Origin of the sequence: Amycolatopsis silviterrae (assembly GCF_042684085.1) — a bacterium.
Classification (GTDB): Bacteria; Actinomycetota; Actinomycetes; order Mycobacteriales; family Pseudonocardiaceae; genus Amycolatopsis; species Amycolatopsis silviterrae.
In genome coordinates, this window is sequence record NZ_JBHUKS010000035.1 from 240,043 (window position 1) to 255,358 (window position 15,316).

The window sequence follows — 15,316 nt, forward strand, 5'->3', positions numbered from 1 at the left end:
GGCCCGACAGACCCTGCGTCCGGTCGGTGCAGTGCCGGTTCGTCCTCGATGGGGAACGGAAACGGGCAGATGCTTTGGCCGGTGAACATCCGGTTCCTCGCGGGAAAACAGCTGCCGGGACGGCCTAACGAAACCGGAGCGGGGCCGATCACCTTTCTGCGTGGGCGACCAGGGGAGGCGTCGATGGCCAGACAGGTGATCCGGCTCGTTGTGGTGCCGGAGCAGCCGCCGGTCGCACCGTTTCGGCGAACGACTCCGTGGAATCCATGCTGAACGGTGTCTGGGACTGGAATCGGCTGGACGCGGCACGCGAAGTTCGCCAGCAGGTGTCCGACTACCAGGTCAAAGCGGAACGGGTCGATCCGCAGTCCCCTAATCCCGCGAAGACATCGGGCATGAACTGGGACAGGAGTTTCGAAAAGCGGATGACCAGCAAGCGCAACCGAGACGAAAACGGGTGTCGCGTGCCGTGGCAGGGATTGAACGAGAGGCCTCGGGCGGAGGGGGAATGACGGCGCGGGTTGCTTCCCTGTGGCGCTTCGGCAACGCACCTGCGGTCTCCGGGCTCTACCGGGCGGATGACACCGCTTTCGCGGTGACGACGAATGGTGCGGAGCTTTCGTGGTTCCGGATCGGTTCTCCGCTCGACCTGGACGAGGTTTTGGCGGATCCGGCATACACGATGAGCGTCGATGTCGCCATGCGGACCGAAATCGAGGACGGATCTCTCGTGTGCGGCGAAGGAGAACTCGGCGCGGACGGGTTCTTCGCCCGGCTCGACGGGGCGGGCGGCCTGCGCTGGCTGGTGGCGTTGCAGCGCTCGAACCCGTTCGAGCGGATCATCGTTTCCGAGGGAAGGTTTACCGTGGTGAACAATCTGGGCAATGCATTGTCCTTGAGTCTCTCTGACCCTAGGTTTTCCTAGCCGGAGTTCCGTCCCGGCCCGCGCCCTCCGCGCGGGCCGATGTGTGGCAGCCTTCGGTTCTCCGTACGGTGAAGGCCCGTTCGGGCAATACCGCGGACGTCGGAGCGCCAGTCGCCATTAACGCCAGCGGCACGTCCGGATGCCCCTGATCTGCTGGATTCGCTCTGGGGAAGTGCTGCGGGGGCGGGGTGACGCCGAATAGGAGGACGTCGTCGCCAGCACTGGCGAGCAACTTTTGGAGGGCGGAAGTTAGCAGCCGGGACAGTCAGGTCGCGGCCCGGCGCTGGATCACCGTGTCCAGCGCGGCGCGGGACGACTGGAGCCGGGCCAGTGCCGCGTCGATCCGGTCGCGTTCGCCGCGCAGCCGTTCGAGCACGCCGTCGCAGGCCGGGGTCAGCGGTTCGTCGCGGACGCACGAGCCGATCTCGGCGATCGTCGCGGTCGGCAGGCCCGCGGCGAGCAGTTCGCGGATGCGCCGGACCGCCCCGACGTCCGCCTCCGCGTAGTCGCGGTAGCCGTTCGGGGTGCGGGCGGGGCGCAGGAGGCCCTGTTTTTCGTAGTACCGCAGCAGTTGCTCGTCGACGCCGGTCCGCTGGGACAGCTCCCCGATGCGCATGTGACCTGGACTCCGATGACTTGACCTTGTAATGGGTTTCAAGGATTAGCGTCGCGATCGCCGAAGTCAAGCGGCAGTGATCCAGGAGGAGTGAAAAGTGACGAAGGTGCTGGTCGCGGGGGCCACGGGAATGCTGGGCCGCGAGATCGCGGGGAGCCTGCTGCGCCGCGGCGCACAGGTTTGCGCGCTGGTCCGGCCGGAGTCCGCCGGGGCCGAAGCGGCGCGGGCGTTGAAGGAACGGGGCGCGGAAATCGTCCAGGGCACGCTGGAGCGGCCCGACCGCGCGCTGGACGGCGTGGACGTGGTCGTTTCGGCGGTGCAGGGCGGTCCGGAGGTCGTCGTGGACGGGCAGCTCGCCCTGTTGCGGGCGGCGGAAAAGGCGGGTGTGTCCCGGCTGATCCCGTCGGACTTCGCGGTGGACCTGTTCCGGCTCGACGACGGGGACAACGTCTTCCTCGACGACCGGCGGAAGGCGCACGAAGCCTTCACCGGGGCCGGAATCCAGGTGACGTCCGTCCTCAACGGCGCGTTTCACGAGGTGATGACCGCGTCGTTCCTCGAAATCGTGGACTGGGAGAAGGGAACGTTCAGCTACTGGGGCGACGGCGACGAGCCGTGCGATTTCACTACCGTCGCGGACACCGCGGCCTACACCGCTGCCGTGGCGCTGGACGCGGACGCTTCCGGACCGGTGCGCATGGCTGGAGATGTGCTGTCCATGAAGGACTTCCACGCGGCGTTGGAGCGCGGTTCGGGCCGGAGCCTCGCGCTTCGCCGCCTTGGCAGCACCGAGGAACTGGCGGCGGAAATCGAGCGTCGCAAGTCGGTTGCGGCTGGGCCGGCGGATTATGTTGCGCTGCAGTATGTCTGGGCGATGGTCACCGGGAAGGCGAAGCTGCAGCCGCTGGACAACGACCGTTACCCGGACATCCGCCCGACCGGGATGGCGGAGTTCGCCCGCCGGTTCGCGCGCTGACCGATCGTGGCCTCAGGCTGCCCAGCCTGAGGCCACGAGCTTCACTCCGCGAACGGACCGCCCGGCCCGAAGACCTGTTTCGCGAACCGGTCCCCCACGAACCGATGCGTGGCCGCGTCCGGGTGCAGCGCGTCCGGCAGCGGATGCTCGGCGAAATCCCCTTCCCCGTAAAGGGAAAGCCCGTCCACGTAGTGCAGCGCCGGATCCGCCCGGTCGCGGACGATCCGCTCCAGTTCCCGCCGCACCACCTTCAGTGTCAGCCTGCCCTCCGCGACGGAAGCCGGGTCGCCGGTCGCGCGGAACTGGAGCTTTCCGGTGCTGAAGTCCGGCGCGCCCGGCCCCGGCGTGTCCTCGTGGATCGGGCACAGCAGCGCCGAAACCACCACCAGCGGGACGTCCGGATGCCCTTCCCGGATCGTGTCCAGGAACCCGTGCACGGCGGGGCCGAAAGCGCGCAGCCGCATCAGGTCCGCGTTCACCACGTTGATCCCGAGCTTCACGCTCACCAGATCGGCGGGCGTGTCCCGCATCGCCCGCGCGGTGAACGGGTCCAGCAGCGCGCTCCCGCTGAAGCCCAGGTTGATCAGGCCGACCCCGGCGGCCGCGGCGGCGAGCGCGGGCCACGTCTGGGACGGGCCGGTCGCGCCGGTGCCGTGGCTGATCGAGCTGCCGTGGTGCAGCCAGACCCGCCGGGCGGGCGGCAGCGGGGTGACCGGAGCGGTGGTGCGCAGCTCCAGCAGGCGGGTGGTTTCGTTGTACGGCAACCAGATCTCGACGTCCTTGGGCCCCGCGGGCAGATCGGAGAACCGGACCGTGCCGGACGGGCCGGACCGGGTTTCGCTGCGCCCGGTCGTCATGTCGATGATCAGCTCGTCGCCGCCGGAGACGGTCGCGGAGTCGACCAGCCTGCCGTCCGCGACGAGGTCGTAGGAGCCGTCCGGCAGCGGCGGCACGCCGACGTAGCCGACCTTCGTGCGGTGGGTGTCCAGCTCGACGGCGGTCGACTCGGTGCGGAACGCCAGCCGCACGCCGGACGGCTGGCTCTCCGCCATCGCGACCCGGTCGTCGGTGTTCTGCGCCCGCGCGCGTGCGGTCAGCCGGTGCGGCAGCGAGCCTTGCGGCGTGCGCTCCAGCTCAAGTGCACCGCGCACGAACTCTTCGCCGATCTCTGTGGTGATCCACTGCATGCCGCCGAGTCTGCCGTTCCGCGCCGCCCGCCGCCAACGGGATATCAGCCGTCCCACACCTGCGCGCCCTGGCGCACCACCGCGACCGGCGCGGCTCCGGCGACCGGCCACAGGTCCAGCACGTACCGGAAATGCTCGCCGAACTCGTGGTCGTGCCATTCGGCGTCCGGCGGCCCGCTCTCCACATAGGACACTCGGACCCGGTACCGGCCGGGCGGGACCGCGATCCGGTGCTCCTGGCGGGCGTAACCGGCGGGACCGGCCAGCGTCGCCTCGCCGCCGGGGACGTCGAGATCGGCTTCCACGACGTGGGACGCGTCCGGCCGCACCGAGGGCGCCGCCATCGCGACCGCAACGTCGACCTCGACCCAATCGGACCGCGCGGTCGCCACGGAGAGCGACGAGGGCTCTACCGCGACGCGGTGCACCGACACCGCCTCGTCGGTCCAGCCGCCGTCGCCGGGACGCCAGGCGTCCTTGTCCCGCAAGGAGAACTGCCGCTGCTCGGCATGCACCAGGTACCGCACGTGCTCCACGCTAGCCCACCGGAGCCGGGGGTCACCCGAACTGGCTTGCGCGAGCGGTTTAGCGTGGTGGTATGACCACAGCTCCTGTCGACGTCGACACTGCCCGTCGCGACTACGCTGCGCTGGTCGAGCGCGGCCTGTCCCTGGACATCACCCGCGGCAAGCCGTCGCCCCGGCAGCTCGACCTCTCCGCGGATCTCCTGACTCTGCCGAACGGCCAGTACAAGGCCGAGGACGGCACCGACACCCGCAACTACGGCGGGCTCAAGGGACTGCCGGAGCTGCGCCGCATCTTCGCCGGCGCGCTGCAGGTGCCGGTCGAGCAGCTGTTCGCCGCGGGCAACTCCAGCCTGGAGCTGATGCACGACACCGTCGCGCAGGCGATGCTCAGCACCCTGCCGGGAGCCGAGCGCCGCTGGGCCGACGAGCCGCGGATCGCGATGCTGGCCCCGGTGCCCGGCTACGACCGGCACTTCGCGCTCGCCGCGCGGTTCGGCATCGAGCTGATCCCGGTGCCGATGACCGAAACCGGCCCGGACATGGACGTCGTCGAGCGGCTCGCCGCCGAGGACGCCGCGGTCAAGGGCATCTGGTGCGTGCCGAAGTACTCCAACCCGACCGGCGTCACGTTCAGCGCCGAGGTCGCCGGGCGGCTCGCCGCGATGCCGACCGCCGCGCCGGACTTCCGGATCATCTGGGACAACGCCTACGCGGTGCACCACCTCACCGACGACGAGCCGGAACTGGCCGACATCCTCGCGCTCTGCGCCGAGGCCGGGAACCCGGACCGCGCGTTCGTGTTCGGCTCCACCTCGAAGATCACCCTCGCCGGCGCCGGCGTCGGGTTCTTCGGCGCGTCCGAGGCCAACCTCGCGTGGTGGCAGGGCGTGCTCAGCAAGCGCACCATCGGCCCGGACAAGGTCAACCAGCTGCGCCACGCGCTGTACCTCAAGGACGCCGACGGCGTCCGCGCGCTCATGCGCAAGCACGCCGAGCTGATCGCGCCCAAGTTCGCCGCCGTCGAGCGCATCCTCACCGAGGAGCTGGGCGACCTGGCGACCTGGACCAAGCCGACCGGCGGGTACTTCGTCTCGCTGACCGTCCCCGAGGGCACCGCGAAGGAGGTCGTGCGGCTGGCCAAGGAGGCGGGCGTCGCGCTGACCCCGGCCGGCGCCACCCACCCGCACGGCGACGACCCGGCCGACGCGGTCATCCGCATCGCGCCGACCTTCCCCGAACTGGCCGAGGTGGAGGAGGCGGTCCGCGCCCTCGCCGTCTGCGTGCGGCTCGCGGTCGCGCAGCGCGCCTGATCTCTGGTTCCGTGCCGCCGCTACCCGCTACGGTGGCGGCGGCACGGTCGTATCCAGGGGCCGTTTCCAGGGGCGGGGGCACGATGCGGGTTCTGATCGCGGGCGGCGGAGTCGCGGGCACGGTCACGGCGATGGCGCTGCGCCTCGCCGGGCACGAGCCGGTGGTGTTCGAGGCGCATCCCAGCGGGGGAGCGGACGCGGGCGCGTTCCTCACCGTGATGCACAACGGCATGGACGCGCTGCGTGCCATCGATGCCGAAACCCCGGTGATCGAGGCGTCTTTCGCCGCGCTGGGCGTCGAAGTGATCGCCCCGGACGGCACGACCGTCGGCAGCCGGACGTTCGACCGCGAGCTCGACGGCCCGCGCACCCTCACCCGCGCCGCGCTTTACCGTGCGCTGCAACAAGAAGCGGAACGCCGCGGCATCGCCATCGTCCGCGGCAAGCGCCTGGTCTCCGCCACCGGCAACATCACCGCGACCTTCCAGGACGGCACCACCGAGTCCGGTGACGTGCTCGTCGGCGCGGACGGCCTGCATTCGGTGGTCCGCACGCTGATCGACCCGACGGCCGAGCCTCCCCGCTACACCGGCTTGACCATCGTCTACGGCTACACCCGCGCCGAGGGCCTGCCCGCCGCGCCCGGCGTCTACCGGATGTTCCGTGGCAGCCGCGCCGCGTTCGGCTACACCACCGCCCCGGACGGCGCGACGTTCTGGTTCGCCCGCGTCCCCGACGCGGAACGCTCGCGCGCGGAGATCGCCGCCGTCACCCCGGAAGGCTGGCGCGAGTTCGCGCACGCCGCCTTTGTCGGCGATCCGCTGCCGTGCGCCGCGATCGTGGCCGCGACCGGCGACGACGTCCACGGCGGCCACTCCTACGACCTGCCGGCCACCCGTGTGTGGTCCACGTCGTCGATGGTGCTGGCCGGGGACGCGGCACACGCGGCGTCACCGGCGGCGGGACAGGGCGCGTCGATGGCGCTGGAAGACGCGGTGGTGCTCGGCCAGTGCCTGCGCGACCTGCCGGACGCGCCCGCGGCGTTCGCGGCCTACGACCGGCTGCGCCGCGCCCGCGTCGAGAAACTCGTGGCGGTCAGCGCGGGCAGCGACGTCGGGGCCAGCCAAGGGTGGGCATACCGGCATCATCTGGACTGGAGTGCGCGAATCACAGCGTGAGCCGCTCGCCGACGATACGATCCGCGCATGACTCAAGCCGCGCCACCGCAACAGCCGCAGCAGTTCCCGATCCTGCTGTCCACGATGAACGACCTGCCCGGGTACCGCGTGGTCCGCGTGTTCGGCGAGGTCTTCGGGCTCACCGTCCGCAGCCGCAACATGTTCTCCAACATCGGGTCCGGCTTCAAGGCGATGGGAGGCGGCGAGCTGAAGGGGCTCACGAAGCTGCTGTCCGACTCGCGCCACGAAGCCCTCTTCCGGCTGTGCCAGGAAGCCATGCAGCACGGGGCCAACGCCGTGCTCGCGCTGCGCTTCGACTGCAACGAGATCGCCGGTACCGCCAGCGAAATCGCCGCCTACGGCACCGCGGTCTACGTAGTCCCGGACGGCGCCCAGCAACAGCCGCAGGCTCCGCAACAGCAGCAGGCCGCCGCGCAGCAGCAGTACGCGCAGACGCCGCAGCAGCAGTACCAGGCTCAGCCGCCGCAGGCCTGACGGGCACGGCGTGCTTGCCCGTGCGTCCGGCTGCCGGGTGGACGCACGGGCAACCAGGGCGCAGCTCCGGGTGACGGCCGCGGCCACCCCGTAGCGTGAGCCGGGTGAGCAACCCGTTGATCGCGGAGACGAAGGACTCGACCACCGCCTATTCGGGCATCACCCTGCTCGAATCCGGCGAAATGGTGAAGTCCGGCATCGAGTCCGGCGACTGGGCGTCGATCGCGATGGGGACGGTCGGGGTCGCGCTGGACGTGCTGTCGACCGTGATGGACCCGTTCGGGTCGATCCTGGCGGCGGGCGTCGGCTGGCTGATCGAGCACGTCGGGCCGCTGAAGCAGGCGCTGGAGGCGCTGACCGGCAACGCCGACGAGATCAAGGCGCAGTCCGAGACCTGGACGAACGTCGCGAAAGAGCTGGAAAGCATCGGCAAGGACCTGACCGCCTGCGTCGAGAAGGACCTGCAGAGCTGGACCGGCGAAGCGGCCGACGCCTACCGCGAGCGGACCAAGGACGTCGCCAACCTGCTGGGCGCGGCGCAGAAGGGCACCGAGGGCGCGGCGTCCGGGGTGAAGACCGCGGGCGAGGTGGTCGCCGCCGTCCGGATGCTGGTCCGCGACATCATCGCGCAGCTCGTCGGGCACCTGATCAGCTGGGCGCTGCAGGTGCTGTTCACCGCCGGGATCGGGATGGCCTGGGTGCTGCCGCAGGTGACCGCCGCGGTCGCCAAGACCGCCGCGGAGCTGGCCCGGATCACCAAGCAGCTGGTCGCCGCGCTCAAGGCGCTGATGCCGCTGCTGAAGAAGGCGGGCACGCTGTTCGAGGACGCCGCGAAGGCGTTGAAGGGCATCAAGGGCGGCAAGGTCAAGCCGTCGGGCGCGCCGAAGAACATCGAGACCAAGCCGAAGCCGGAACCGAAACCGGAGCCGAAACCCAAGCCGGAGAACGAAAAGGGCGGGGATTCGACCACCACGTCCGGCGATCACTCGCCGCCGCCGAACGACGGGACCAAGCCGCAGGGCGACCACTCGGCGCCGCCGCCGAAGGACGAGACCAAACCGCAGGGCGACCCCGCCCCGCCGCCCCGGGAGGACGGGCCGTCCGGCGGCGGGGAACGGCCCGGCGATGCCAAGCCCGGCACCGGGGACGTCCGGCCGCCCAAGGACACCCGCAACGGCACCGACGAATGCCGGTTCGAGGGCGACCCGGTCGACGTCGTGCGCGGCACCGTCGTGGTCGAGGCGACCGACCTCGAACTGCCGAGCCCGCTGGTGCTCGAACGGCTGCACGTCTCGTCCTACCGGTCCGGCCGCTGGTTCGGCCCGAACTGGACGTCGACGGTGGACCAGCGGCTCGAAGCCGATTCCGGAGCCGTCCGGTTCTTCGCGGCGGACGGCCGGATCCTGGTGTACCCGCGCGCCGCCACGGGCGAACCGGTGCTGCCGCTGGAAGGCCCGCGCCGCCCGCTCACCGCGACCGACGACGGCGGCTACCTGCTCGCCGACCCGGTCGGCGGCACGGAATTGCGCTTCGGCCCCGGCCGCGGCGGCGTTTTCCCGCTGCTGACCGCGACCGACGCCGCGGGCGACAGGATGACCGTCGAGTACGACGACCGCGGCGCTCCCCGCCTGATCCGCCACTCCGCGGGCTACCGCGTGGCCCTCGACGCCGAAGCGGGCCGCGTCACCGCGATCCGCGTGCTCGGCGACGGCCGGGAACCGGTGCTGGTCCGCCGCTTCGGCTACGACGACCTCGGCAGGCTGACCCGGGTCTTCAACTCCTCCGGCCTGGCGACGCACTACGACTACGACACCGACGGCCGGATCACCGGCTGGCAGGACCGCAACGGCGTCTGGTTCCGCTACGTCTACGACGCCGACGGCCGCTGTGTGCGCACGGTCGGCGACCGGGGCGTCTACGACAGCGCGTTCGCCTACGACCGCGAGCAGCGGATCACCCGCTACACCAACGCACTCGGCCACGTCTCGGAGTTCCACTTCAACGACACCTCGCAGCCGACCCGGGAAGTCAGCCCGCTCGGCGCGGTCACAGTGTCCACTTGGGACCGTTACGACCGGCTGCTGTCGCGCACCGATCCGCTCGGGCGCACCACCGGCTTCGAGTACACCGCCGAGGGCCAGCTCACCGCGGTCGTTCGCCCGGACGGCAGCCGCGCGCGGGTCAGCTCCGCGCCGGACGGCACGCTGACCGTCGCCGTGGAGACCGCCGAACGCACCTGGCGGCGGGTCTATCCGCCGGGCACCGCGCCGGACCTGTTCACCGCGCAGGCCGGGATCGCCCCGGCGGAATTCGCCCAGGACCGCCAGCTGACCGGCGGAGAACCGGCGCGCTCCGAGCCCGATCCGGTGGAGCGCGACCAGTTCGGCCGCCCGCGCGTGGTCGCCGACGGCACCCGCTTCGGCTGGACGGTCGACGGGAGCCAGGCGAGCCGGATCGGCCCGTCCGGACGGCGCGAGGAATGGCGTTACGACGCCGAAGGCAACCTCGTGGAGCGCTCGGACGCCCGCTTCGAATACGGCCCCTTCGACCTGCCGATCGCGAAGACCGACGCCACCGGCGCCCGCACCACGTACGAGTACGACACCGAACTGCAGCTCGTCCGCATCACCGATCCGGCCGGACTGACCTGGAACTACACCTACGACGCCGACGGCAGGCTCGTCGCCGAAACCGACTTCGACGGCCGGGAGCGGCAGTTCGCCTACGACGCGGCCGGTCAGCTCGTGCGGTCGGTCGACGGGCTGGGCGCGGTCACCGAGTACAGCTACGACGCGCTCGGCAACGTGATCGAGCGGCGCACGGAAAGCGGGACCGTCCGCTACGAGTACGACCCCGTCGGCTTCCTTTCGCGCGCCACTGAGGGTTCCTGCGTGCTGGAGATCGAGCGCGACGAGGACGGCCGGGTGCTCCGGGAATCGGTCGACGGCCGCGCGGTCGGCTACGTCCACGAGCCGTCCGGAATGCGCCGCACCACTCCGTCCGGCTCGGTCAGCGAGTGGACCTTCGACGACGCCGGAAAAGCGGTCGCGCTGTCGGCCGCCGGGCACGAGGTGCGCTTCCGCCACGACGAAGCGGGCCGCGAGGTCGAACGCGTGCTGGGCGGAAACACCGTGCTGGCACAGGCTTTCGACGAGGAAAACCAGCTCGTCGGGCAGACTTTGGCGGCCAGCGGCCAGATCCGGCAGCAACGCCAGTACCACTACCGCCCCGACGGCCACCTGGCCGGCGTGGACGACTCGCTGTCCGGCGCCACGCGCTACCAGCTCGACGCCGCCGGCCGCATCACCGCCGTGACCCGGCGGAACGGCCAGGAGACCTACCAGTACGACCCGTCCGGCAACATCCGCCACGCACAGCTGCCGTTCGCCGAACCGGACTCCGGCCCGCGCGGCTACACCGGAAACCGGCTCGCCTCGGCCGGCGCGGTGCGCTACGTCCACGACGCGCAGGGACGGCTCGTCGCCCGCCACGAGAACTCCCGCACCTGGACCTACCGCTGGGACGCGCAGGACCGGCTGCTCGCCGTGGAAACCCCGGACGGCGCCGAGTGGCGCTACCGCTACGACCCGCTGGGCCGCCGCATCGCCAAGCAACGCTGGCTGCCCGGCGCGGAGGCGCCGGCGGAGGAGACGTTGTTCGCCTGGAGCGGCCAGCTTCTCGTCGAACAGGAACACCGGCTCGCCGGTTCCGCCCCGCTCACGCTGACCTGGGACCACCTGCCCGGCACCGTGCGCCCGGTGGCGCAGACCGAACTGCTGGGCAAGAGCGCGCGGTTCTTCTCGTTCGTCACCGACCCCGTCGGCACCCCGGTGGACCTGGTGGACGCCTACGGCACGGTGTCCTGGCAGGCGTCGGCCTCGCTGTGGGGCCGCGCCCGCCCGGGCGGCACGCCGCTGCGGTTCCCCGGCCAGTACGCGGACGACGAAACCGGCTTGCACTACAACGTTTTCCGGTACTACGACCCGGGAACCGGCCGTTACCTGAGCCAGGACCCGCTCGGTCTCGCCCCGGCCCCGAACCCGGCCGCGTACGTGCCCAACCCGCTGGCCGACGCGGACCCGCTGGGGCTCGGGAACTGCCTGGGCAGGCAGAAATCCGGCCCGAACGACGACGCACGGCCGAACGAAACCCCCGGCGGCGGGAACAACGCCGGGCACGTGCAGGAAAACAATCCCCCGCACCAGCCGCCCCGGGAGGAAACCCCGCCCCGCGAGCCGACTCCGCCGCCTCGCACCTTCGAGGAGAACGTCGCCGATTACCGGAACCGGCTCGGGATCGAGAGCGACCCCCGTTTCCTCCGGATCCCGGACGACCCGAAGGTCACCATGGGAACCTATCTGCGCGATCTTCCGCCGGAATACCGTGCGGGGCTGGACGAGAACCGGATGATCGGCGAATTCTTCGGGGACACGCCCGACATCCTCCGCAGCCCCAACGGGCGGTTCACCGACGCCGGGGAAACTCCCGCCAGCATGATGATGGAGCACATGGGCGGCGGTTCCTACCGGCGCGACGGCAACATCATCGCGCTGGGGGAGAACGTGCCCGAACGGACGATTTTCCACGAGATGGGGCACATCCGGCAGAACGAAAACGGCTTCCACGCCGGCAACACGAACGGCACAGTGCTCGAGTACCACAACGTGCTGCACAACGAGAACCGGTTCGGCGGCCCGCCGCGGACGGAATACAACCTCCAGAACATCACCCGGAACGCGCACTCCTACGACGAAATGGTGGAGCACATCGGCAATCTTCCCCCCGACAGGCAGGGGGCGTCCCCGTCGGCGCTGCGCGAGATCGACGACTTCCTTGACCACGACCCGAGATACCGGAACGGGGAGGCGGACATCGTGCGGCAGAACATGGCCGACGAGTATTTCGGCAGGCCGCACTAGGAGCGGCACGCGAGGGGCGCCGGCCCGGCGCCCCTCGGCCGGGTCACTTCCGGTACAGCGCCTCGATGTCGGAGGCGTAGTTCTTGTTCACCACGCCCCGCTTCAGCTTCAGGCTCGGCGTGATCTCGCCGCCCGCCTCGGTGAAGTCGTTCGCCAGCACGGTGAACTTCTTGATCGACTCCGCGTGCGACACCTGCTTGTTCGCCTCGTCGACCGCCGCCTGGATTTCCGCGCGCAGGTCCGCGTCCTCGGCCAGTTCGGACACCGTCGCCGCTTCGGGCTTGCCGTGCTGGGCCTTCCACGCCGGGAAGTACTCCTCGTCCACGGTCACCAGCGCGGCGATGAACGGGCGCTGGTCGCCGACCACCATCACCTGGCTCACCAGCGGCGCGGCCTTGATCGCGTCCTCGAGCCCGGACGGGGCGACGTTCTTGCCGCCCGCCGTCACGATGATCTCCTTCTTGCGGCCGGTGATCTTGAGGAAGCCGTCCGCGTCCAGCTCGCCGAGGTCGCCGGTGTGGAACCAGCCGTCGGTGAGGGCTTCCGCGCTCGCCTCCGGGTTGTTGTAGTACCGGCCGAACACGACGTCGCCCTTGAGCAGCACTTCGCCGTCCTCGGCGATCTGCACCGAGGTGCCCGCGACCGGCCGCCCGACGGTGCCGACGCGGAACGCCGCGCTGGTGTTCACGTTCGCCGCCGCGGACGTTTCGGTGAGGCCGTAGCCCTCGAACACCGGTACGCCGATGCCGCGGAAGAAGTGCGCCAGCCGCGCGCCAAGCGGAGCCCCGCCGGAGACCGCGGCGATGCAGCGGCCGCCGAGCGCGGCGCGCAGCTTGCCGTACACCAGCTTGTCGAACAGCAGGTGCTTCGCGCGCAGGCCCAGCCCGGCGCCGCCGTTTTCCTGCGCCTCGCTGTACGCGACCGCGGTGGCCTCGGCGGCGTCGAAGATCTTGCCCTTGCCGTCGGCGTGCGCCTTCTGCTTGGCGGTGTTGTAGACCTTCTCGAACACGCGCGGCACGGCGACCACGAACGTCGGCCGGAACGTGCCGAGGTCCGGCACCAGGTTCTTCACGTCCGGCGTGTGGCCGAGCGTGACCCGGGCGGTGAGCGCGGTGATCGCGATCGCGCGGGCGAGGATGTGCGCCAGCGGCAGGAAGCACAGCAGCGAGTTGCCCTGCTCCATCAGCTCCGGGAACGCCTCGATGTCCGCGCGGATCTCGGCCAGCAGGTTCCGGTGCGTCAGCTCGACGCCCTTGGGCCGCCCGGTGGTGCCCGAGGTGTAGACGATGGTGGCCGTCTCGTTCGCGGTGACGCCGCGGCGGCGCGTGTGCAGGTCCTCGTCGGAGACCTCGGCGCCCAGCGCGGTCAGCTCGTCGACCGCGGGGGAGTCGCCCTCGATCTGCCAGGTGTGCTCCAGCGTGCTGAGCCGCCCGCTGATCTCCTCGACCGCCTCGCGGTGCGCGCCGGTCTCCACCACGACGGCCTTGGCCGCCGAGTCGGAGAGGATCCAGTGCACCTGTTCGGGCGAGGACGTTTCATAGATCGGCACCGTGACCGCGCCCGCGGCCCAGATCGCGAAGTCGATCAGCGTCCACTCGTAGCGGGTCTTCGACATCAGGGCGACCCGGTCGCCGTGCCCGACGCCCGCCGCGATCAGGCCCTTCGCCGCGGCCGCGACCTGGTCGGCGAAGTCCTTCGCGGTGACGTCCAGCCAGGTGCCCTCGACCTGCCTGCGGAAGCTGACCACGTCGGAGAACCGCTCCGCGTTCGCCCAGACGACATCGGCCAGATTCTCGTCGTCGGTCACCGGCTTCCCGGCGGGGGCGCTGTATTCGCGCACGTGGACCTCCGTGTTCGACGCGTGCGGTTACCCGCCAGTCAACTTAGCCTGCCGTAGACCTTAAGACCATGCTGGCACGCGCCGCGCGGCGAGGTCGTGACATCGTGTCCGGGTGCACGCACCGCCCGCTCTCGATCTCGTCGACGAGACCTTCATCGTCGTGCCCCCGTCCACCGTCGCGGCGGCCTTCGCCGACCCGCGCTCGTGGCGGCGGTACTGGCCCGACCTGGAGTTGCAGGTCTACACCGACCGCGGGGACAAGGGCCTGCGCTGGACCGTCACCGGCGCCTTGATCGGTACCATGGAGGTCTGGCTGGAACCTGTTCTCGACGGCACCGTGCTGCACTACTTCCTCCGGGCCACGCCGGCCGGTCCCGGCGGCGCCCCGCGCGAGCTGAGCCCGCGCGAACTGCGCCGCGAGTTCGACCGGCGGGCGCGGGCGGCGAAGGACGTGGCGCTGGAGCTGAAGGAGATCCTCGAGGACGGGCGCGAGCCGGGGGTTCCGCCCCGGCCCGTCGAGTAGGAGGCTCTTGTGCGGGTTCACGTCGTTTCGGACGTGCACGGCAACGCCGACGCGCTGAAGCGGGCGGGGGACGGGGCGGACGCGCTGGTCGTGCTCGGCGACCTGCTCGACTTCGTCGACTACCACGACCACGACAAAGGCATCATGGGCGTGCTGTTCGGCGCGGAGAAAGTCGGCGAGTTCGCCCGCCTGCGCCGCGAAGGCACCAGGGACGAGACAGTCGCCTACTCGCGCACGCTGTGGGCCACGCTGGACGACCCGGCCGCCGCGGTCGACGAAGCGGTCCGAGAGCAGTACGCCACGTTGTTCGCTTCGATGACCGCGCCCACGTACGCGATCCCCGGCAACGTCGACGCGCCCTCGGCGTGGCCGGAGTTCGCCGGCGAGGGCGTGCACCTGGTCGACGGCGAGGTCGTCACCATCGGCGGCCTGCGGTTCGGCTTCGCCGGCGGCGCGGTGCTGCCCGAAGGCGTGCTCCCGAGGCCGCGCAAGGGTGCGGCCTGGCGGCCGTACCTGCGGGCGCGCGAGGAGTTCGACGCGGCGGTTTCGCTGCTGGACCAAGTCGATGTCCTCTGCACGCACATCCCGCCCGCGGTGCCCGAACTGACCTACGACGTGGTCGCGCGGCGTGCCGAACTCGGGTCGAAGGCGCTGCTGGACCTGATCCGGCGGCAGCGTCCGCGCTGGTCGGTGTTCGGCCACGTGCACCAGCCGCTGGCCGTGCGGCGCCGGGTCGGGCACACCGAGTGCCGCAACGTGGGGCACTTCAAGGAGACCGGGCAGCCCTACGTGCTGCGCTGGTGACTGTGCTGTCCGGCTA

General features: G+C 70.9%; 12 protein-coding genes. 8 read left to right on the forward strand and 4 right to left on the reverse strand.

The window, feature by feature from the left end; genetic code table 11:
• Positions 1–469 precede the first annotated feature (469 nt).
• A complete protein-coding gene (locus ACFSVL_RS41880) occupies positions 470–925 on the forward strand; it encodes a hypothetical protein (protein ID WP_378312926.1) in 456 nt (151 codons plus the stop codon).
• 265 nt (positions 926–1,190) lie between these two features.
• Here the strand turns inward: ACFSVL_RS41880 and ACFSVL_RS41885 are convergent, their stop codons facing one another.
• Positions 1,191–1,541: a MerR family transcriptional regulator gene (locus tag ACFSVL_RS41885; RefSeq protein WP_378312928.1), complete on the reverse strand. Its 351-nt coding sequence runs from the start codon at positions 1,539–1,541 to the stop codon at positions 1,191–1,193.
• Positions 1,542–1,638: 97 nt separating this feature from the next.
• On the opposite strand from ACFSVL_RS41885, the gene ACFSVL_RS41890 reads away from it, so the two are divergent.
• On the forward strand, positions 1,639–2,517 hold the full coding sequence (locus ACFSVL_RS41890) for an NmrA family NAD(P)-binding protein (RefSeq protein WP_378312930.1): 879 nt from the start codon (positions 1,639–1,641) through the stop codon (positions 2,515–2,517).
• Between the two features lie 41 nt (positions 2,518–2,558).
• Here the strand turns inward: ACFSVL_RS41890 and ACFSVL_RS41895 are convergent, their stop codons facing one another.
• Together ACFSVL_RS41895 and ACFSVL_RS41900 are read right to left on the reverse strand one after the other, a co-directional pair.
• Positions 2,559–3,704, reverse strand: a complete 1,146-nt coding sequence (locus tag ACFSVL_RS41895) for a GDSL-type esterase/lipase family protein (RefSeq protein ID WP_378312931.1) — start codon at positions 3,702–3,704, stop codon at positions 2,559–2,561.
• A gap of 44 nt (positions 3,705–3,748) precedes the next feature.
• Positions 3,749–4,231 (reverse strand): hypothetical protein, encoded by a 483-nt coding sequence (locus tag ACFSVL_RS41900; protein WP_378312933.1) that lies wholly within the window; start codon positions 4,229–4,231, stop codon positions 3,749–3,751.
• Positions 4,232–4,302: 71 nt separating this feature from the next.
• Between ACFSVL_RS41900 and ACFSVL_RS41905 the strand changes: the two genes are divergently transcribed.
• The 4 genes from ACFSVL_RS41905 to ACFSVL_RS41920 all read left to right on the forward strand — a co-directional run bounded on the left by ACFSVL_RS41905 (position 4,303) and on the right by ACFSVL_RS41920 (position 12,133).
• Complete coding sequence (locus ACFSVL_RS41905) at positions 4,303–5,541, forward strand: aminotransferase class I/II-fold pyridoxal phosphate-dependent enzyme (RefSeq protein WP_378312935.1); 1,239 nt, start codon at positions 4,303–4,305, stop codon at positions 5,539–5,541.
• A gap of 83 nt (positions 5,542–5,624) precedes the next feature.
• Positions 5,625–6,719 (forward strand): FAD-dependent monooxygenase, encoded by a 1,095-nt coding sequence (locus ACFSVL_RS41910; protein ID WP_378312936.1) that lies wholly within the window; start codon positions 5,625–5,627, stop codon positions 6,717–6,719.
• Between the two features lie 27 nt (positions 6,720–6,746).
• Positions 6,747–7,214 (forward strand): YbjQ family protein, encoded by a 468-nt coding sequence (locus tag ACFSVL_RS41915; RefSeq protein WP_378312938.1) that lies wholly within the window; start codon positions 6,747–6,749, stop codon positions 7,212–7,214.
• A gap of 104 nt (positions 7,215–7,318) precedes the next feature.
• Positions 7,319–12,133, forward strand: a complete 4,815-nt coding sequence (locus ACFSVL_RS41920) for an RHS repeat-associated core domain-containing protein (protein ID WP_378312940.1) — start codon at positions 7,319–7,321, stop codon at positions 12,131–12,133.
• Positions 12,134–12,176: 43 nt separating this feature from the next.
• Here ACFSVL_RS41920 and ACFSVL_RS41925 read toward each other — a convergent pair whose 3' ends face one another.
• Positions 12,177–13,973 carry an AMP-dependent synthetase/ligase gene (locus ACFSVL_RS41925; RefSeq protein ID WP_378312942.1) on the reverse strand — a complete coding sequence of 599 codons (1,797 nt, stop codon included), beginning with the start codon at positions 13,971–13,973 and terminating at the stop codon, positions 12,177–12,179.
• A gap of 112 nt (positions 13,974–14,085) precedes the next feature.
• Here ACFSVL_RS41925 and ACFSVL_RS41930 point away from each other — a divergent pair, with 112 nt between their 5' ends.
• The gene (locus ACFSVL_RS41930; RefSeq protein WP_378312944.1) at positions 14,086–14,496 is read left to right on the forward strand and encodes a polyketide cyclase / dehydrase and lipid transport; all 411 of its coding nucleotides are present in this window, start codon (positions 14,086–14,088) and stop codon (positions 14,494–14,496) included.
• A 9-nt stretch (positions 14,497–14,505) separates the two neighbouring features.
• Positions 14,506–15,300 carry a metallophosphoesterase family protein gene (locus ACFSVL_RS41935; protein WP_378312946.1) on the forward strand — a complete coding sequence of 265 codons (795 nt, stop codon included), beginning with the start codon at positions 14,506–14,508 and terminating at the stop codon, positions 15,298–15,300.
• Positions 15,301–15,316: the final 16 nt, after the last annotated feature.